The sequence below is a fragment of the Paraburkholderia sp. BR10872 genome (genome assembly GCF_040965835.1).
GTDB lineage: Bacteria > Pseudomonadota > Gammaproteobacteria > Burkholderiales > Burkholderiaceae > Paraburkholderia > Paraburkholderia nodosa_A.
Genome location: NZ_JBFRCN010000042.1, coordinates 46503 through 65076 on the forward strand (window position 1 = coordinate 46503; position 18574 = coordinate 65076).

16 protein-coding genes and 1 pseudogene are annotated in these 18574 nt (G+C 65.7%); 9 read left to right on the plus strand and 8 right to left on the minus strand.

All coding sequences use genetic code 11. The annotated features are described in order from the left end of the window. The first annotated feature begins 189 nt into the window (after window positions 1-189). Window positions 190-1956, plus strand: a complete 1767-nt coding sequence (locus tag AB4Y43_RS27990; RefSeq protein WP_342949068.1) for a sulfate permease — start codon at window positions 190-192, stop codon at window positions 1954-1956. 64 nt (window positions 1957-2020) lie between these two features. On the opposite strand, the gene AB4Y43_RS27995 is transcribed toward AB4Y43_RS27990, so the two are convergent. Both AB4Y43_RS27995 and AB4Y43_RS28000 read right to left on the minus strand, forming a co-directional pair. Continuing rightward, window positions 2021-3040 carry an alcohol dehydrogenase gene (locus tag AB4Y43_RS27995; RefSeq protein WP_069265783.1) on the minus strand — a complete coding sequence of 340 codons (1020 nt, stop codon included), beginning with the start codon at window positions 3038-3040 and terminating at the stop codon, window positions 2021-2023. A gap of 149 nt (window positions 3041-3189) precedes the next feature. Then, entirely contained in the window at window positions 3190-4158 is a 969-nt protein-coding gene (locus AB4Y43_RS28000) for a LysR family transcriptional regulator (RefSeq protein ID WP_368729272.1), read from the minus strand. Window positions 4159-4266: 108 nt separating this feature from the next. Here AB4Y43_RS28000 and AB4Y43_RS28005 point away from each other — a divergent pair, with 108 nt between their 5' ends. Continuing rightward, window positions 4267-4668 (plus strand): hypothetical protein, encoded by a 402-nt coding sequence (locus AB4Y43_RS28005; RefSeq protein WP_342949066.1) that lies wholly within the window; start codon window positions 4267-4269, stop codon window positions 4666-4668. A gap of 64 nt (window positions 4669-4732) precedes the next feature. After that, window positions 4733-4819, plus strand: a pseudogene (locus AB4Y43_RS28010) (LysE family translocator); the annotation flags it as partial. A gap of 124 nt (window positions 4820-4943) precedes the next feature. Here AB4Y43_RS28010 and AB4Y43_RS28015 read toward each other — a convergent pair. Next, the gene (locus AB4Y43_RS28015; RefSeq protein ID WP_069265786.1) at window positions 4944-5843 is read right to left on the minus strand and encodes a LysR family transcriptional regulator; all 900 of its coding nucleotides are present in this window, start codon (window positions 5841-5843) and stop codon (window positions 4944-4946) included. A 189-nt stretch (window positions 5844-6032) separates the two neighbouring features. On the opposite strand from AB4Y43_RS28015, the gene AB4Y43_RS28020 reads away from it, so the two are divergent. Continuing rightward, window positions 6033-6809 carry an SDR family NAD(P)-dependent oxidoreductase gene (locus tag AB4Y43_RS28020; protein ID WP_069265787.1) on the plus strand — a complete coding sequence of 259 codons (777 nt, stop codon included), beginning with the start codon at window positions 6033-6035 and terminating at the stop codon, window positions 6807-6809. On the opposite strand, the gene AB4Y43_RS28025 is transcribed toward AB4Y43_RS28020, so the two are convergent. Continuing rightward, entirely contained in the window at window positions 6794-7414 is a 621-nt protein-coding gene (locus AB4Y43_RS28025) for a TetR/AcrR family transcriptional regulator (RefSeq protein WP_368729273.1), read from the minus strand. The genes AB4Y43_RS28020 and AB4Y43_RS28025 overlap by 16 nt on opposite strands. Window positions 7415-7587: 173 nt before the next feature. On the opposite strand from AB4Y43_RS28025, the gene AB4Y43_RS28030 reads away from it, so the two are divergent. The 4 genes from AB4Y43_RS28030 to AB4Y43_RS28045 all read left to right on the plus strand — a co-directional run bounded on the left by AB4Y43_RS28030 (window position 7588) and on the right by AB4Y43_RS28045 (window position 10336). After that, on the plus strand, window positions 7588-8358 hold the full coding sequence (locus AB4Y43_RS28030; RefSeq protein WP_368729274.1) for an alpha/beta fold hydrolase: 771 nt from the start codon (window positions 7588-7590) through the stop codon (window positions 8356-8358). A gap of 141 nt (window positions 8359-8499) precedes the next feature. Then, a complete protein-coding gene (locus tag AB4Y43_RS28035) occupies window positions 8500-8976 on the plus strand; it encodes a carboxymuconolactone decarboxylase family protein (RefSeq protein WP_069265790.1) in 477 nt (158 codons plus the stop codon). Next, window positions 8973-9830 (plus strand): sigma-70 family RNA polymerase sigma factor, encoded by an 858-nt coding sequence (locus tag AB4Y43_RS28040; RefSeq protein WP_342949063.1) that lies wholly within the window; start codon window positions 8973-8975, stop codon window positions 9828-9830. Before AB4Y43_RS28035 ends, AB4Y43_RS28040 begins: the two co-directional genes overlap by 4 nt. 98 nt (window positions 9831-9928) lie before the next feature. Continuing rightward, window positions 9929-10336, plus strand: a complete 408-nt coding sequence (locus tag AB4Y43_RS28045; protein WP_069265792.1) for a DUF2000 domain-containing protein — start codon at window positions 9929-9931, stop codon at window positions 10334-10336. Between the two features lie 16 nt (window positions 10337-10352). Here AB4Y43_RS28045 and AB4Y43_RS28050 read toward each other — a convergent pair whose 3' ends face one another. The 4 genes from AB4Y43_RS28050 to AB4Y43_RS28065 form a co-directional block, all read right to left on the minus strand. Then, window positions 10353-12155 (minus strand): chloride channel protein, encoded by a 1803-nt coding sequence (locus AB4Y43_RS28050; RefSeq protein WP_368729275.1) that lies wholly within the window; start codon window positions 12153-12155, stop codon window positions 10353-10355. Window positions 12156-12167: 12 nt separating this feature from the next. Then, complete coding sequence (locus AB4Y43_RS28055) at window positions 12168-12581, minus strand: MarR family winged helix-turn-helix transcriptional regulator (protein ID WP_368729276.1); 414 nt, start codon at window positions 12579-12581, stop codon at window positions 12168-12170. Window positions 12582-12701: 120 nt separating this feature from the next. Further along, a complete protein-coding gene (locus AB4Y43_RS28060; protein WP_368729277.1) occupies window positions 12702-13859 on the minus strand; it encodes an HPP family protein in 1158 nt (385 codons plus the stop codon). Window positions 13860-14132: 273 nt separating this feature from the next. Further along, window positions 14133-14738: a hypothetical protein gene (locus AB4Y43_RS28065; protein ID WP_368729278.1), complete on the minus strand. Its 606-nt coding sequence runs from the start codon at window positions 14736-14738 to the stop codon at window positions 14133-14135. 247 nt (window positions 14739-14985) lie between these two features. Between AB4Y43_RS28065 and AB4Y43_RS28070 the strand changes: the two genes are divergently transcribed. After that, window positions 14986-18564, plus strand: coding sequence for an indolepyruvate ferredoxin oxidoreductase family protein (locus AB4Y43_RS28070; protein ID WP_368729279.1), 3579 nt, complete (start codon window positions 14986-14988; stop codon window positions 18562-18564). The last annotated feature ends 10 nt before the right edge of the window (window positions 18565-18574 follow it).

The window sequence follows — 18574 nt, forward strand, 5'->3', positions numbered from 1 at the left end:
GTGGTCGCGGGCGATGCCCGAAAAAGTGCCGGAGGGCAGCATGAGCCCGCGCTCAGGACTCCGGCGTCAAGACAGCGGACCGCGGCGTCTTTTGTGACACGCATATTTCACCTATTCTTTTTAGCGCACGCCGTCGGCTCCACGATTCCCAGCGCCAGCATTCTCACGACAATTAACCGGCCAATGGAAATGGAAAGACCTGCTTCCCCCAACGCACAGCCCGCCAGTGCCAGCGCAAGCCAGCCCTGGTTGCGCTGGCTGCCCGGCGTCACGTTGTTCAGGACTTATCAACGCGCCTGGTTGCTCAACGATCTCGCTGCGGGACTCGTGCTGACCACCATGCTCGTGCCGGTCGGCATCGCCTACGCGGCGGCGTCCGGTGTGCCGGGTGTATACGGTCTCTATGCCACGATCATTCCGCTGCTGGCCTACGCCATTTTCGGGCCCAGCCGCATTCTCGTGCTCGGCCCCGACTCCGCGCTTGCCGCGCCGATACTCGCCGTGGTGGTGCAGGTAGCGGGCGGCGACCCCGCACGCGCCATCGGCGTGGCGAGCATGATGGCGATCGTTTCCGGGCTCGTCTGCGTGGTCATGGGGCTGTTGCGCCTCGGCTTCATCACGGAGCTGCTGTCCAAGCCCATTCGATATGGCTACATGAACGGCATTGCGCTCGCCGTGCTCATTAGCCAGTTGCCGAAGCTCTTCGCCATCTCCATCGACGAGCAGGGGCCGATGAGAGACCTGCTCAGCCTCGCCCAGGGCGTCGCGCGCGGCGAGGCGAACTGGTACAGCTTCGCCGTGGGTGCGGGAAGCCTCGTGCTGATCCTCGCGCTCAAGCGCTTCGATAAAGTACCCGGCATCCTGATTGCCGTGATCGTGGCCACGCTCTCGGTCAGTCTCTTTCATCTCGACACCGTGGGCGTGAAAGTGCTGGGCACGATTCCCCAGGGTTTGCCTGGACTCTCGCTGCCATGGGTCGCCAACGCGGACCTGGTCAAGATCGTGCTGGGCGGCGCGGCCGTCGCGTTGATCGCTTTCGCCGATACGAGCGTGCTCTCGCGCACCTATGCAGCGCGCTTTCATGCGCGCGTCGACCCGAACCAGGAGATGGTGGGCCTCGGCGTGGCGAACTTCGCGGCCGGCTTGTTCCAGGGCTTTCCGATCAGCAGCAGCGCCTCGCGCACGCCGGTTGCCGAAGCCGCCGGCGCCCGCACGCAGCTAACCGGCGTAGTCGGCGCGCTCGCCGTGGCGGCGCTGCTCATGGTCGCGCCCAATCTGTTGCGCTATTTGCCCAATAGCGCGCTCGCCGCCGTGGTGATTGCCGCCGCGCTCGGCCTGTTCGAAATCGCGGATCTCAAACGCATCTACCGGATTCAGCAGTGGGAGTTCTGGCTGTCGATCGGTTGCTTCGTGGCAGTCGCGGTTTTCGGGGCGATTCCCGGCATTGGACTTGCCGTCCTGATCGCCGTGATCGAATTCCTCTGGGACGGCTGGCGGCCCCATTTCGCAGTGCTCGGCCGTGTGGAGGGCTTGCGCGGCTATCACGACATCGAGCGCTATCCCGAAGCGGTGCGCACGCCGGGACTCGTGCTGTTTCGCTGGGACGCGCCGCTGTTTTTCGCGAACGCCGAATTATTTCAGCAGCGCCTGATGGAGGCGGTGGAAGCGTCGCCCACGCCGGTGCGCCGGGTCGTGGTGGCGGCGGAGCCCGTGACGAGTGTGGACGTCACGTCCGCCGACATGCTGCGCGAACTGACTCATACGTTGCGCGAGCGCGGCATCGCGCTGCATTTCGCTGAGATGAAGGACCCGGTGCGCGACAAGCTCAAGCGCTTCGATTTGCTCGAAGACATCGGTCCGGAGCGCTTCGATCCGACCGTGAGCAGTGCTGTCGATCGCTATGTCGACGAGACCGGCCTCGCGAAGGACGAGGCCGGGCCGCAAACGGGACGGTAGTGAAAAGCCGATGCGGTGCCAGCCTCCCAGCGCCGCATCGCACCGCACTTCGCCTCGATGCGCGTCAGGCGCCGGGCTTGAGCACCACGCGAAAGCGCGCCTTGCCGCTCATCATCCGTTCATACGCTTCTGCCGCGCGCGACAGCGGATATTCTTCGATCATCGGCTTCACCCCCGAGAGCGCGCTGAATGCCAGGGTATCCTGAGAATCGGCGGCGGTGCCCGAGGGCCAGCCCTGCACTGAGTGGCGGCCCATGATGAACTGCGTGATCGGCACTTCCACGGGCTCCTCCGATACGCCGATCATGATCAGCTTGCCGTTCAGGCCGAGCCCGCCCAGCGCAGCGCTCATGGCTTTGCCGCTCGTGGCCGTGGCGAGGATCACGCGCGCGCCGCCCAGCGCGAGCAAGGCTTGCGCGACGTCCTGCGAGGAACTGTCGATGTAGTGATGCGCGCCGAGCTGTTTCGCGAGCGGCGCCTTGTCCTGGCCGCGCGCGATGGCGACGGTGACGAAGCCCATTTTGCGGGCGTACTGCACGCCGAGATGGCCGAGACCGCCTATGCCGAGAATCGCCACGACATCGCCCGCGCGTGCGCCGCTGTTGCGCAGCGCGTTGAAGGTGGTGATGCCCGCGCACAGGAGCGGCGCGGCGTCGACGTCGGAGAGGTCGTCGGGCATGCGTGCGAGCGCTTCCTGCGGCGCCACCATGTAGTCGGCATAGCCGCCGTCGTAGCTGATGCCGGGAATCTGCCCGTTCTTGCATAGCACGAAGTCGCCGTGACGGCAGTGTTCGCAATGGCCGCAGTGTCCGCCGTGCCAGCCCACGCCGATGCGCTGCCCAACCTTCCATTCGTCGACGCGTGGGCCAAGCTTTTCGATCACGCCTGCGATCTCGTGGCCGGGCACGCGAGGAAACTGCAGGCCGGGCCACTGGCCTTCCTTCGTGAGGGAATCGCTATGGCAGATCCCGCAGGCCTGCACCTTGACGAGGACGTGTCCCTCGGGCGGCTCGGGAATATCGCGCTCGACCAGTTCGAGAGGGGCGCCGGGTTTTGCTACCTGCACTACGTGCATCTTTGGCATCGTCTGCTCCTGGGAAAGAGAGGTTTGCGCCGGTGATGTCGTGGCGACGTATGGCTATGCGACATTGTAGGACGATGGTGCGAGCGCTTCGCGCTGCGCGGCGCAGGGGATGTTTGTTAGCGTTCGGCGTTTGTGAATGCTTTGCGGCATCAGCTTTCTATTCGCGACCCTGCGCGTTTTGCATCAGCTTTTACGCGGACTTTTCCATCGCCCGCCGTGCGGCTCTTCATATGGTCGATGAACGCGCGCAGTTTCGGCATGACCTGACGGCGGTCCGGATAGCAGAGAAACACCCCCGGCCTCATCGGCGCGTAGGCCGCCAGCACCTCGATCAGTTCACCCGATCTCAACCCGGCAGCGGCCAGCGGCTCGGGTACCTGGGCGAGGCCCAGTCCTTCTAACGCAGCGCCCAGCACGGTGGGAAAGTCACTGGCGATGAGGGGGCCGGATACGGCGATCTCGATCGGCTCGTCTTCGTCGTTGAAGGACCATAGGGCGAGCGCGCCGTTGGACCACCGCCATCGCAAGCAGGCATGCTGGCGCAGGTCGTTCGGGTGAGCGGGCGGGCCTGACCCGGCGAAGTAGGCCGGGCTGCCGACGACGATGAGACGGAACGGCGGCGTCATCGGCACCGCGACCATATCGGGAGCAACGAGATGCCCCTGCCGGACAGCGGCGTCGAAGCCTTCGGCAGCAAGGTCGGTCACCTCCTTGCTCGCAGCAAGCTCCACCTCGACCTCGGGATAAGCCTTGCAGAACGACGTGACCAGCTCAAGCAGAGTGGGGATCACCGCGCGCGGCGCCGAGAGGCGCAGCAATCCCGCCGGTCGCTGGCCGAGTCCACGCGCCACCTCACTGGCGGCGACCAGCTCCTCGAAGGCGGGCTTGGCGCGCGCGAAAAACTGTTCGCCGGCTTCGGTCAAGCCGACACTGCGCGAGTTGCGGATGAAGAGCGCTGCGCCAATGCGCGCTTCGAGTACACGTACTGTCTGGCTGATAGCCGAGGGCGTCACACCGAGCTCCGCGGCCGCCTTGCGAAAACTGCGATGCCGGGCAACGCTCAGGAACACTTCCACGCCGTCCAGCGCGCCCTGCCTGACTGTGAAGTTCTGCTTCATGGCCCGTCAACAATGTGATGGATAGCCGCGTGCGAATAGCGATGATACCTTGGCACCAGCCATTGGTCCGGAGCATCAGCGGCTCGCACCACAGTCACTGGACGCTGAATGAAACGCCTTCTTCTTAATTCGACCATCGCCTCTGTGCTGGTCGCTTCTGCTGGAGTTTCCATGTCGCAAACCATGCCTATGCCTGCCACGCCAACCACGAAGATTCTGGCGATCGGCACTTTTCCGCCGGGAACGGACATGCAACTTGTCCAACACACGCTTCCGACCGAAGTGCGCGAGACGGCGCAGCTTTACCTCGAGGGCAAGATTGATCAGTGGTATTCACTGCAAGACCGGGCCGGGGTGGCATTCATCCTGAACGTAACGGACGTCGACCAAGCGCATGAAATGCTCGAGGCACTGCCCTTGGGGAAAGCGCATTTGATGACGTTCTCGCTCTTCCCAATAGGCCCGCTGAAGCCGTTGAGCAAGCTTTTGAATTCGCCTGCCCCCCAGTAGCAGGCACTGGAGCGTCCGGAGCATGCTTGCATCGCATGTCAACGTTTTGAAACCCCTTTCAATCATGACTGGAAACGCCTTCTTCTCGACCAACCTGCTGCTTGCCTACACAGCGTATTTCGTCGGCACCGCGAGTGCCGGGCCGAGCAACGCTTTGGGCGACGGTCGCAGCGCTGTCGTATTCGGGATCGCCGGGATCAAACTCCTGGCGACGCGTATCTAGCCCGGTTTCAGACTTCGCGTTGAACTGACGTTCGCTCTTCGGGGCGCGCCAGCTACTCACGCAACGTTGCGAGGGGAAGTCTGGCAACCAGTTCGTCGAATACGACACGGACTCGCCTCGACACCGGGCCGCGTTGGGGACGGTAGACGTATAGCTTCCAGGGATCGGGATCGAGGCGAGGTAGAAGCCGGACGAGTTGACCTCGCTGAATGTAAGGTCGAATCAGATATTCGGTGCATTGGCTGAAGCCAATTCCAGCGCAAGCTGCTTCGACCTCCACGGAAGTATCGTTGGTTACGAATGCAGGTGCAGCCGGCTGGAAGTGGCGTTCGCCGCGGAACATCCATGGCCACGGACGACCGCTTGCGGGATCGATCAGGCACGTCACAGGCAGTGCTTCGAGGTCCTTCAAGTTCTTCGGTTCTCCCAACCGCGCGATCAATGCAGGCGACGCGACAGTCCACACCGGTAGTGGACCGATAGCGCGCGCGACAAACCGGTTGTCGCCAATTGCGCCCACACGCACGCCCAGGTCGATCTGCTCGTCCACGACGGCCGAGGGGGCATCCGAGAGTCTGAGATCGGCAATCAGACCGGAATGGCGGGCCATCAATTCCATCAAAATCGGCTGTACGTAGTAGCGGCCCAAGGCTGACGGCGCAGTAATGCGCACAACGCCCATTGCGTCGTCGCTCATGCTTGCCTGGCCGAACAGACCGTCGACGCCTGCTAGCGCGGCCTGCGCGCGTGCGACGAACGACTGGCCGAAGGTCGTGATCTGCACGCGTCGCGTATTGCGATGGAACAGGGTTTCCCTCAGTTGCTCCTCCAGCTCACGCACCGCGCGCGTGACCACTTGCGGCGAAACGCCGAGTCGCGCGGCGGCTTCGCGAAAGCTCGTACACGACGAGGCGGCCAGGAAGATCCTCAGGAGATCAAGGCGATTGAGCATGATTGTTCCTGCGCTGAGAAGGACGAGTCATTGTCGTTGAAAATTCCCAAATCAGGAATTGTGAAAGCGCGATTATTCCATTCACCTTCGAGGGCTGGGTATCCATACTTCGTTCCAGGCGTGAGGCAATGTAGCCGTGACAAGCGCGCCAGACCCTGCGCAATATCCACTGGAACCAAGGACGACATCATGAACACGATCAGCACACAACGGCAGCTCGAAGGCAAGATTGCACTCGTGACCGGCGCAAGCTCCGGTATCGGCCGCGCTTCGGCCGTCGAACTCGCCCGCCGCGGCGCAAAGGTCGTCGTGGCGGCCCGCCGCAAGGACGAACTCGACCAGCTCGTGCAGCAGATTTCGGGCGAGGGTGGCGAAGCGTCGACCTTCGTGGCGGACGTTTCGAAAGAGGTCGACATCGAGCGTCTCGTCGATTACACGGTGCAGACCTACGGGCGCCTTGACATCGCCTTCAACAATGCGGGAACCGAGGGCGTATTCGCGCCGCTCATCGAACAGGATTCCGAAAGATTCGACATGGTCTTCGACCTGAACGTGCGCGGCGTGCTGAACGCGATGAAATACGAAGCGCAGGTCATGCTCGAGCAAGGCGCGGGCAGCATCATCAACAACGCCTCGATGGGCGGCCTGATCGGTTTCGCGAACGCGTCGGTGTATATCGCGAGCAAGCACGCGGTAGTCGGCATGACCAAATCGGCGTCGATCGAATGGTTCCGCCAAGGCATACGCGTAAACGCACTGTGCCCGGGGTTGATCGAGACGCCGTTCCATCATCGCGGCATCTGGCCATCGGCCGAAGTGCAGCAGCAGTTCGCCGCCGGCACGCCCGCTGGCCGCTGGGGCACCGCGCAGGAGATGGCGACGATCGTGGCGTTCCTCGCCTCCGACGACTCGAGCTACGTTTCAGGCCACGCGCTGGTGGCCGACGGCGGCTACTCGGTCGCCTGACCGGTGGAGCGGGTGCGTTTGCGAGGCTTGACCAGTCTTTCGACCGCATCCTCGGTCACCTGCTTGAACAGCTCGACGTTCGCATACGCCCGCGCAGCGAGCATGGCGCCGTAGACCAGCGAGACGAGCGTGGCCGCTTCGGCGTGAACCGACGAATCCAGTTTGAGGAGATCGCCCTTCACGCCGGCTTCGAGCACCCGCTCGAGCCACGCCGTCAGGCGATCGAAGAACGTCTTCACCCCTTGAGCCACTTCTTCGGGCAGCGAAGGCAGTTCGGCGCCCAGCATGCCCGCGACACAGAACGGAGCCGTGTCGTCGGCAATGCAGCGCTCCCAATGGCCGATGTAGGCGCGCAACTGTGCGATGGCGTCCGCGCCGCTCGCCTCCAGCGCCGCCACATCGGCGTCGAGCGCTTCCTGCCACGCGTCCAGCACCGCCACCACGAGATCGGTCTTGGCGGGGAAATGGTGGTGAATGCTGGCCTTGCGAATGTCGATCGCATCCGCGATGTCGGCATAGCTGAAGCCGTTGTAGCCGCGCCGCATGATGAGCTGCCGTCCCGCCGCGATGATCCTGTCGGCCGTCAGTTCGCCGTTTACTGTCATTTTGCCTACCATCTAGTCGGTTGAATTACCGACAGCTTACGCGGAGCGGGAGCCCATTGCCACCCCCAAGCCCCTGCAAAATTTTTCTTGCTCCTCAGCCATCCTACTAGTAGGATGGCTGCATCGAACAGGCGACGCCCTGTCGAGCCCTCAAAATCACCTGGAGCATGAAAATGAAGATTTCCTCATACGTCACCCGCATCGCCGCCGCCGTTGCCCTTTGCGCCGCCGCGCTCGGCTCGCAGGCCGCCACGGCCGCACCGGTCAAGAACATCGTGCTCGTGCACGGCTACTTCGCCGACGGTTCGGGCTGGCAGGCCGTGTCGAAGATCCTCACGCGCGACGGCTATAAGGTGTCCGTCGTGCAGGAGCCGGAAACGTCCTTCGACGACGACGTGAAGGCGACGACCCGCGTGATCGACGCCCAGGACGGCCCGAGCATCCTCGTCGGCCACAGCTACGGCGGCGCGGTCGTGACCGAGGCGGGGAATGACGACAAGGTCGCGGGTCTCGTCTATGTGGCCGCGTTCCAGCCCGATACGGGAGAATCGCCGCTCGAACTGACGAAGAAGACGCCGCCGGCCACCCAGGCGATCAAGGCCACCGCCGACGGCCACCTGTATATCGACCCGGCGAATTTCCACGAGGATTTCGCCGCCGACCTGCCCGCCGCCGAGGCCCGCTTCATGGCCATCTCGCAGGTCACGCCCGCCGCGCAGTCATTCGGCGTTCCGATCGCGCACGCCGCCTGGCGAACGAAACCGAGCTGGGCCATCGTGGCGACGGCGGACCGCGCGATCAATCCCGATCTGGAACGCTTCATGACCCAGCGCGCCGGCAGCAAGACGGTCGAGATCAATTCGAGCCACGTGGTCTACATGTCGCATCCGGCGGAAGTGGCGAAGGTCATCGAGCAAGCCGCCGCGCAGTCGGCCAAAGAGTGATGCGCCGTGACGAGCCGCCTCCGGCCGTGATACCGGCCGAGGCGGCGCAATTGTCGCTAACGAACTTTTTTCGCCCCAATGTCACACGCGGCCCAGGCTGTCTCGTCATGTCATGGCAACCCAACCGAAAGGAGATGCAACATGACTGCCAAGCTCGACCTGTTCGCCGCCGCCCCGACCCTGATGAAGTCCTGGATGGGCACTTCGCTCGCCGTGTCCGGGAGCCTCGAGCCGAGCCTCATTGCGCTGGTGGAGGTGCGCGCGTCGCAAATCAACGGCTGCGCGAATTGTCTTAACATGCATACCGCCCACGCACGCGAGGAAGGCGAGACCGAACAGCGTCTCTACCTGCTTTCCGCGTGGAAAGAAGCGCCTTGCTATACCGACCGCGAACGCGCGGCGCTCGGCTGGACCGACGCCCTCACGCGCCTTTCCGAAGGTCATGTGCTGGAGGAGGCACGCGCGGCGCTCACCGACCACTTTACCGAGGAGGAGCAGGTGAAGCTCACGCTGATGATCAATGTGATCAACGGCTGGAACCGCCTTGCGGTCGGCTTCGGCCTGTGGGTCGATCCGGCGGCGGCGAAGGCCATGGCCAGGAAGATGGTTGCCGCATGACGGACGCTGGCCTCACGGACGCCGCGGCGAGTTTCGATCCGCTGCGGCGCAAGCTGATCCGCGTGGCGTACCGCATGCTCGGCTCGGTTGCCGACGCCGAGGACATCGTGCAGGACGCGTTCATCCGCTGGGCGGACGTGGAGCGCGACGAGGTGCGCGTGCCCGAGGCGTTCCTGCGCCGCATGGTGATGCGCATGTGCCTCGACCAGCTCAAATCGGCGCGGCATCAGCGCGAAACCTATGTCGGTCCGTGGCTGCCCGACCCGGTCGTCGAAGAAGACGAGCAGGAGGACGTCACGCTGCCGCTCATGCTCGCGCTCGAACGCCTCTCGCCGCTGGAGCGCGCGGCGTTCCTGCTGCACGACGTGTTCGGGCTCGAATTCGACGAAGTCGCGGCCACGATCGGGCGCGAGAGCGCCGCATGCCGGCAGCTCGCGGCGCGCGCCCGCACTCATGTGCGAGAGGCGCGCCCGCGTTTTCATGTGGAGAAAGCGCGCGGCCTCGAACTGGCGCAGGCGTTCTTCGCGGCGTCGCGCAGCGGCGACATGAGCGCGCTGGGCGCCATGCTTGCCGATGACGTGAGCCTGCACGCGGACGGCGGCGGCAAGCGCCCGGCGATCGGCCGCCCGGTGTTCGGCTTCGAGAGTGTGATGAAGCTGCATGCGCAGCTAGCCGACCTGTTCCGCAAGAATGGCTCGACTTTCGTGCGCGCGGGTTTCATCAACGGCCTGCCCGGCTTCGTCTCGCGCGAGGCCGATGGCGAGTTGCAGACCACCGCGCTCGAGATCGAAGACGGCAAGGTCACGGCCATTTACGTGATGCGCAATCCGGACAAGCTGCGGCATCTGCACTGAGATGTGCGGCTTCCGGGCGGCCCAAGCCGTCGTGCACAAACGTTCCAGACTTGCAGCGGCGTCTCGCGGATCATGACTGCCTCGAAAAAGGAGGCAGCATGTTCGATACGAAAGTCGCGCTGGTCGTGCGGGAAAACCTCGCGGTCTGGCAGAAGCTCAATGTGACCGCGTTTCTCGCCACGGGCATTGCGGCGGCGGTGCCCGAAGCGCTTGGCGAGCCCTACGAAGACGCGCGCGGGCAACGTTACGGCAGGATGCTGGGCCAGCCGATGATGATCTATGGCGCCGATGTCGGGGGATTGCAGGCGGCGCTGCGGCGCGGCGTGTCGCGCGAACTCACGATCGTGCCGTATGTGCACGCCATGTTCTCGACGGGCCACGACGCGGCGAACCGCGAGGTTTTTCGCGCCGAGGACCCGGAGAATCCCGATCTGGTGGGAATCGCGTTATACGGCCCGAAAAACGCGGTCGACAAGGCCGTGAAGGGGCTGGCGCTGCATCAGTAGACGCGCGCCGTTTCCATCACCCCGCCTTGCGCACCGGCGGAAAGCGCCGCTTGCTGTTGCCCACGGGAATGCGGCGGAAGCGCTCCTTTTTGTGCTCTTCCTCGAAGTGCGCAAGCGAGAGCTTGACGAGGTCGCTGCGCGAGACGATGCCCACGAGCCGCCGCGATTCGCGGTCGGCAACCACGGGCAGGCGTTCGAGCCCGTGAATCGCGAGGCGCGTGGCAACCTGCCGGCAGGTTTCCGCGGGGAGCGCCATGTCGGGGGAACGTTGCGCGAGCAACGAGCCGAGTGGCGTGTCGAGGGCTTCGGTCGCGGCGCTCGCGCGCACGGCGTCGAGCATCGCGCGATCCACCACACCGAGCACCGCGCCGTCGCGCAGCACCGGGAAGGCGCGGCGCTGCTGGGTCGAACCGAAATAGCGGTCGAGGGCGTCGCGCACGGTGACGTTCGCGTCGATCGTATCGACGGTGCGGGTCATCACTTCATCGACGTAATGGCGCTCGAGCGGATCGACGCCGTACTCGCGATAGATGTGATAACCGCGGCGCGCGATCTTTTCGGTCATGATCGAGCGCTTCATGACGACCGTCGCGAAGCCGTGCGCAACCAGCGTGGCCGTGAGCAGCGGCAGCAGCGCATTGGTATCGTGCGTGAGGCCGAACGCGAACACGATGGCCGTGAGCGGCGCGCCGAGCGTGGCGCCGAGCGTCGCCGCCATGCACACGAGCGGCCACAGCGCCGGGTCGCTGCCGGGCAGCACGTGGCTCAACACCGAGCCGAGCCCGGCGCCGAGCATGAGCAGCGGGGCGAGTACGCCGCCCGAGGTGCCGGAGCCGAGCGCCACGACCCAGATCACGGCTTTCACCACCAGAATCGCAATGGCGACCTGAAGAACGATGTGCTGATGCAGCAGATCGCCGATCACGTCGTAGCCCACGCCGAGCGCGCGCGGCTCGATGAAGCCGCCGATGCCCACCACGAGCCCGCCGATGGCCGGCCACCACGACCAGTGCAGCGGCAGATGGCCGAACAGGTCCTCGACCTTGTAAAGCGCCGCCGACAGCCCCGACGCGAGCGCGCCCGCCAGCAGCCCGGCGATGATGCACGAGAAGAGCGCCACGGCGTGCGGCGGCAGGGTCTGCATGGGAAAGAGCGGCGCCGTGCCGAAGAACACGGAGCGCGCGAAGCCGGCCACCGCGCAGGCGAGCGCCACGGGCAGGAAGCTGCGCGGGCGCCATTCGAACAACAGCAGTTCGACGGCGAGCAGCACGGCCGCGACCGGCGTGCCGAACACGGCGGTCATGCCCGCGGCCGCGCCCGCCACGAGGAGCGTCTTGCGCTCGGCCGAGGTGACGCGCACGCACTGCGCGAGCAGCGAGCCGAGCGCGCCGCCCGTCATGATGATCGGGCCTTCTGCGCCGAACGGGCCGCCGCTGCCGATTACGATGCCCGACGAAAGCGGCTTGAGCACGGCCACCTTCGGCGACATCTTGCTCTTGCCGAACAGAATGGCTTCGATGGCTTCGGGAATGCCGTGACCGCGAATTTTCTCGGAGCCGAAGCGCGCCATCATCCCGACGATCAGTCCGCCAATCACCGGCACGACGATGACCCACGGCCCCAGCGTGTTGAGCGCGGGCGAGCGGTCGGCGAACGAGAACTGGCCGAAGAAGAACAGGTTCGTGAACCAGTGGATCAGGCTCAGCAGCACGAACGCCGCGAGCGTGGCCAGTGCGCCAATCACGGCGGCCAGCGCGCTGATGCCGGGCAGGCGTGCGTTCGCCGAGAAGTCGCGCTTGTGGGAATCGTCGGAATGCATGGTGAGCAGGCCCTAAAGATCGATACGCGGAATGGTGAATGCGCCCTCGAGCGACTTCAACTCGGCGCGATGCAGTTCGGCCAGGCGCGCGAGCAGCTTTTCGCCGGCAGCGAGCAAATGCACTTCCACCTGGCGCCGGTCGCGCTCGCTCACGCGGCGCTCGACGAGTTCGATCGCCTCGCAGCGCGAGACGAGCGCCACCACGCCGTGATGCTGCGCCTGCAAACGCTCGGCCAACTCGCCGATGGTCGCCCACGTGCGGCCGGGGTAACCCTTCACATGCAGCAGCAACAGGTATTGCAACGGCGTGATGCCCTCGGCCTGCGCGGCCTGCTCCGAGAAGCGCTCGAAGCGGCGCATCTGGTAGCGAAATTCGGACAGCTGTTCAAAGTCGACCTTGTCGAGGTCGCGCGCGCTTTTTTTCATCGGGAGTCCCTGGAACGGTTTAGTCTCCTAATATATCACGATGTGACATTTCTTCCCGAAAACGCCCGTCACATCGGCATGCGGCCAGGTGTATGGCCGCGATTCTGGCCGCCAAGCGGTTCAGGCCGGTGCCTGCTGCGGCGTCTTCGCCTGGTGATAGAGCCCCGAGATCAAATCGGCCTGCGTGATGATGCCCGCGAGCCGGTGGTCGTGATCGACCACCGGCACATGGTGGTGCCCGCGGCCCGCAAAAATACGCACGAGTTCGACGATCGGCGTCGTGTTCGCGACGGTGAGCACATGCGTGGTCATCAGCGTGCCGACACTCTGGCCGGACTCTGCGTGCGGCCGGAACAGGCGTGCAATCGCGTAAAGCATGAGGCGCAGCGGATGCCGTTCGCGCCCGTCGTCGGCGAGGTCGGCGCGCGTGACGATGCCCTTCACCTGGTGATGCGCGTCCACCACGGGCAGTGCCTTCACATCGTGGCGCTTGAGCAGCGAGCGCGCTTCGCCCACGGTCGTCGCGGGCGTGATGCTCACCACGTTGGCCGACATGACGTCGGCGCAGGTCAGTTCGCCGAAGCTGCGCGCGTAGGCGCGGATCTCGGCGTCCTGGAGCACGGCTTCCAGGTCGTCGGTGTCGATGTCGAGCATTTCGTCGCGCTCGCGCAGCACGGCTTCGAGGTCGGCACGCGTGAAACCGGCTTGCGCGGGGACGGGGCCGGCCACCCGCGGGCGCCGCGCGGCATGCGGATAGCGATGCACCGTGGCGGCGTGATAGACGAGCGCGCCGCCGAGCAGCAGGAACGACTGCAGCGCGACGGGCACGAATACGAACTCATAGCCCAGCGCATGGACGGCCGGGCCGCCCAGCACCGCGGTCAGCGCGACCGCGCCTGAGGGCGGATGCACGCAGCGCAGCGTAAACATCGCGACGATGGCCACGGCGATGGCCACGGCGGCGGCCGGCACGGGGTCATGGATCCACATCGCCGCGGTCACGCCCACGGTGGCGGAAACGAGATTGCCGCCGATGATCGACCAGGGCTGCGCGAGCGGGCTGGCGGGGACGCCGAACAGCAGCACGGCGGAGGCGCCCATCGGGGCGATCAGGTACGGAATGCCCGCATCGCCGCCAGGCAGCCGGTGCGCGAGCGCCCCAGTCAGCGCGATGCCGACCAGCGCGCCGCCGCCCGAGCGCAGGCGCTCGCGCCATGTGATGGTGACCCTGGAAGGGGTGAAGCGGGTGAGCCAGCGAAGGACCTTGAAGCGTGACACGATTCGGAGCGGAAACGGATGGGAAGCGCAGACGGCTCGGCGCCGCCCAAAGAATAGCGATTATATCGCGATGTGATATATATCGCGTCACTTAGTCGCGGCGATGTTGTACCGAGGATGCACTTCGGGCAGGAATTTTTGGGGACGCAACCGTAACCGCGCGGCTGGCGGCAGGTGAGGCAAGGGGAGGAGGCGCCGCCAGAGGGGCGGCGGCGCATTTAGGCCGGCCAGTGAACGCTGGCCGCCGGTTCGAACTTCAAGTTTTAGCCAGCCTTAACCGGCATGCGGCGGCTGACCCGCGAAACGCGGCGCGGGAGCGGCGTTGGGATGGCCGTCGGGGTTGCGGTGATGGCCGGCATTGGCGTTGGCGCTGGCGTTCGCATTGCGGTTCGGCGCAGGCGGCGGGCGATGTTGGGCGGTGTGCGCCGGCGGATGCCCGCCCGGCTGGGGCCGGTAGCCATGCGGCGGCGTGCCGTGCGGCTGCATCGTCACGCGCACGCGCTGGGGCTCGGACATGTGCGCATGTTGCATCGGCAGATGGCCTTCGTTATGCGCCATCACCACCCGCAGTTCCGCGCGGCGGTGCAGGACTTCGCCGCGCAGATCGCCGCGGCCGTAGTAGCGGCGCTGGCGGTGGCCGTCCGGCCCCACGATCCAGATATACGTGCTGCCGCCGGCGTAGACCACGTCGCGGTCGAGCACGACCGAAACGTAGGCGTCGTACGGTTGCGGCACATAAACGGGTTGTGCGACGACGACAGGCGGGGGCGGCGGCGGGGGAGCGACAACCACGGTCGTGGGGCGCGCGGGGGCGGTGGCGACTCGGGGGCTCGAGACGCAGCCGCTGATCAGCAGGGTTGCGGCCAGGGTTCCGAACAAGACAGATGCAGATGGCAGGGCGCGTGGTTTCGCGTGCAAGCGGGACTCCGGAATGAGTGGTTGCTGGTCCCGCGTGTTAACGGCAAATGCCCGAGGCGCTTGAGCAAGCGCCCGTCGACGCGGGGATGACTGCGCGTCCAGCCATCCGTTTTTCGCATACCGGTGTTCCCAATTTGTGATTTTACGATGGCATATCGGCTTCCTATACTCGCCCGGAAAACGTACCGATTCCGGAGACAGCCCCGCCATGAACGCCCCAGACCGTGCCGCCGTAGACGCTGCATCGCTAGCCGCATCCGTTTCGCTCGACGATAAATACACGCTGGAAAAGGGCCGCGTGTACATCAGCGGCACCCAGGCGCTGGTACGCCTGCCCATGCTGCAAAAGGCGCGCGACCGCAAGGCCGGCCTGAATACCGCGGGCTTCGTCTCGGGCTATCGCGGCTCGCCGCTCGGCGCGCTCGACCAGTCGCTCTGGAAGGCGAAAAAGCACCTCCAGGCCCACGACGTCGTGTTCCAGCCCGGCGTGAACGAAGACCTCGCCGCCACCGCCGTGTGGGGCACGCAGCAGATCAATCTCTGGCCCGGCGCGCAGCGCGACGGCGTGTTCGGCATGTGGTACGGCAAGGGCCCCGGCGTCGACCGCACCGGCGACGTGTTCAAGCACGCCAACTCCGCGGGCAGCGACGCGCGCGGCGGCGTGCTCGTGCTCGCGGGCGACGACCATGCGGCCAAGTCGTCGTCGGTCGCGCACCAGTCCGAGCACGCGCTCATCGCGGCGGGCATTCCCGTGCTCTATCCCGCGAACGTGCAGGAATATCTCGACTACGGTTTGCACGGCTGGGCCATGAGCCGCTACTCCGGCTTGTGGGTCGCCATGAAGTGCGTGACCGACGTGATCGAATCGACCGCGTCGATCGACCTGGACCCGGATCGCGTGGCAATCGTCACGCCCGCCGACTACACCATGCCCGAAGGCGGGCTCAATATCCGCTGGCCCGACACGCCGCTCGCCCAGGAAGCGCGCCTGCTCGACGAGAAGTGGTACGCCGCGCTCGCCTATGTGCGCGCGAACCGCCTGAACCGCGTGGTGATCGATTCGCCGCGCGCGCGCTTTGGCATCATGACCGCGGGCAAGGCGTATCTCGACGTGCGCCAGGCGCTCACCGACCTCGGTCTCGACGACGAAACCTGCGCGCAGATCGGCGTGCGCGTGCTCAAGGTCGGCTGTGTGTGGCCGCTCGACGCGCAGGACGCGCGCGGCTTCGCCACCGGGCTCGAAGAAATTCTCGTGGTGGAGGAAAAGCGCCAGATTCTCGAATACGCGCTCAAGGAAGAGCTCTACAACTGGCGCGAAGACGTGCGTCCCAAGATCTACGGCAAGTTCGACGAGCGCGACAACGAAGGCGGCGAATGGTCGGTGCCGCGCGGCAACTGGCTGCTGCCTGCGCACTACGAACTCTCGCCCGCACTGATCGCCAAGGCCATTGCGCGGCGTCTCGCGCGCGCCGACGTGCCCGAGGAAGTCCGCGCACGTATGCTCGCGCGCGTGGCGATCATCGAGGCGAAGGAACGCGAGGCAGCGAAGCCGCGCGTGACGGTGGAGCGCAAGCCGTGGTTCTGCTCGGGCTGTCCGCACAACACCTCGACGAATGTGCCCGAAGGCTCGCGTGCGCTGGCGGGCATCGGCTGCCACTACATGTCGATGTGGATGGACCGCAAGACTGAAACGTTCAGCCAGATGGGCGGCGAGGGCGTGGCGTGGCTCGGCCAGATGCATTTCTCGGGCGACAGGCACGTGTTCGTGAATCTCGGCGACGGCACGTACTTTCACTCAGGACTGCTGGCGATTCGCGCGGCCATCGCATCGAACGCCAACATCACCTACAAGATTCTCTACAACGACGCGGTGGCGATGACGGGTGGCCAGCCCGTGGACGGCGTGCTCACCGTGCCGCAGATCGCGCATCAGGTGCATGCCGAAGGGGCGAAGCGCATCGTCATCGTCACGGACGAGCCGCAAAAATACGACGCAAAGATCGCATTGCCGGCAGGCGTGGATGTTCATCATCGCGACCAGCTCGACAGCGTGCAGCGCACGTTGCGCGAAATCGCCGGCACCACCGTGCTGATCTACGATCAGACCTGCGCCACCGAAAAGCGCCGTCGCCGCAAGCGCGGCGCCTATCCCGACCCGGCGCGCCGCGCGTTCATCAACGACGCCGTGTGCGAGGGCTGCGGCGACTGCTCGGTGCAATCGAACTGCCTGTCCGTCGAGCCGCTCGACACGCCGCTCGGCACGAAGCGCAAGATCAACCAGTCGTCGTGCAACAAGGACTTTTCGTGCGTGAAGGGCTTTTGCCCGAGCTTCGTGACGGCCGAGGGCGCGCAGTTGCGCAAGCCGCGCGCGGCGAACGTGTCCAGCGCCGCATCGATCGATTTCGACGCGCTGCCCATGCCGGTGCTCCCGCAACTGGCGAAGCCTTACGGCATCCTCGTGACGGGCGTGGGCGGCACGGGCGTCGTGACCATCGGCGGCCTGATCGGCATGGCCGCGCATCTTGCAGGCAAGGGCGTGACCGTGCTCGACATGGCCGGGCTCGCGCAAAAGGGCGGCGCCGTGCTGAGCCACGTGCAGGTGGCGGCGACGCCCGCCGCCTTGCACGCCACGCGCATCGCCACGGGCGAGGCGCGCCTCGTGATCGGCTGCGATGCGATCGTCTCCGCTTCGGGCGACGTGCTCTCGCGCACCCAGCATGGCGTGACGGTCGCGGCGATCAACAGCGGCGCGACGCCGACCGCGGAATTCGTCAAGAATCCGAAGTGGACGTTTCCGGGTGCGCAAACCGAGGCTGAACTCCGTGCGAGCATCGGCGAGGGCTGTGCGTTCGTGGACGCCAATGCGCTCGCGCTGGCCTTGCTCGGCGACACGATCTACAGCAATCCGCTGCTGCTGGGCTATGCGTGGCAAAAGGGTTGGCTGCCGCTCGAACTCGCGCATCTGCGTCGCGCGATCGAACTCAACGCCGTGGCCGTGGAGAAGAACCAGCAGGCGTTCAACTGGGGCCGCTACGTCGCGCATCATGGCGAGGCGGTCGTGCGCGCGCTCACCAGGACGCAGGCAGAGCCCCAAGCCGTCGTTCTGCGCATGCCCGAATCGCTCGACAAGGTGATCGCCGCGCGCGAAGCGCTGCTCACGGCGTATCAGAACGCCGCCTATGCGCAGCAGTATCGCCGCGTGGTCGAGCGCATTCGCGTGAAAGAGACAGCGCTTGGCTGCGACGCGAAGCTGCCGCTCACGCGCGCCGTTGCCGTGAATCTCGCGAAGCTCATGGCCTACAAGGACGAATACGAGGTCGCGCGTCTCTACGCCGATCCCGCGTATCTGCAGAAGCTGCGCGAGCAGTTCGAAGGCGAGCCGGGACGCGACTACAAGCTGAACTTCTGGCTCGCGCCGCCGCTCTTCGCGAAGCGCGACGAGCACGGTCATCTCGTGAAGCGCCGTTTCGGTCCGTGGGTGCTGCCGGTGTTGCGCACGCTGGCCCGCATGAAGGGGCTGCGCGGGACGGCGTTCGACGTGTTCGGCAAGACCGGAGAGCGTCGCGACGAACGCCGCTCGATTGCGCAATACGTCGCGCTCGTGGACGAATTCTGCGCGAGCCTCGACGCCCAGCGCCTGCCCGTCGCGCTGCAGCTCGCGGCGCTGCCCGACGAGATTCGCGGCTTCGGCCACGTCAAGGCGCGCAATCTCGCGGCGGCCGGCAAAAAGCAGGAGCGCTTGCTGGCCGACTACCGCGCGAGCGCAGCGATGCGCGCCACGGCGTAAGAAGCCATCG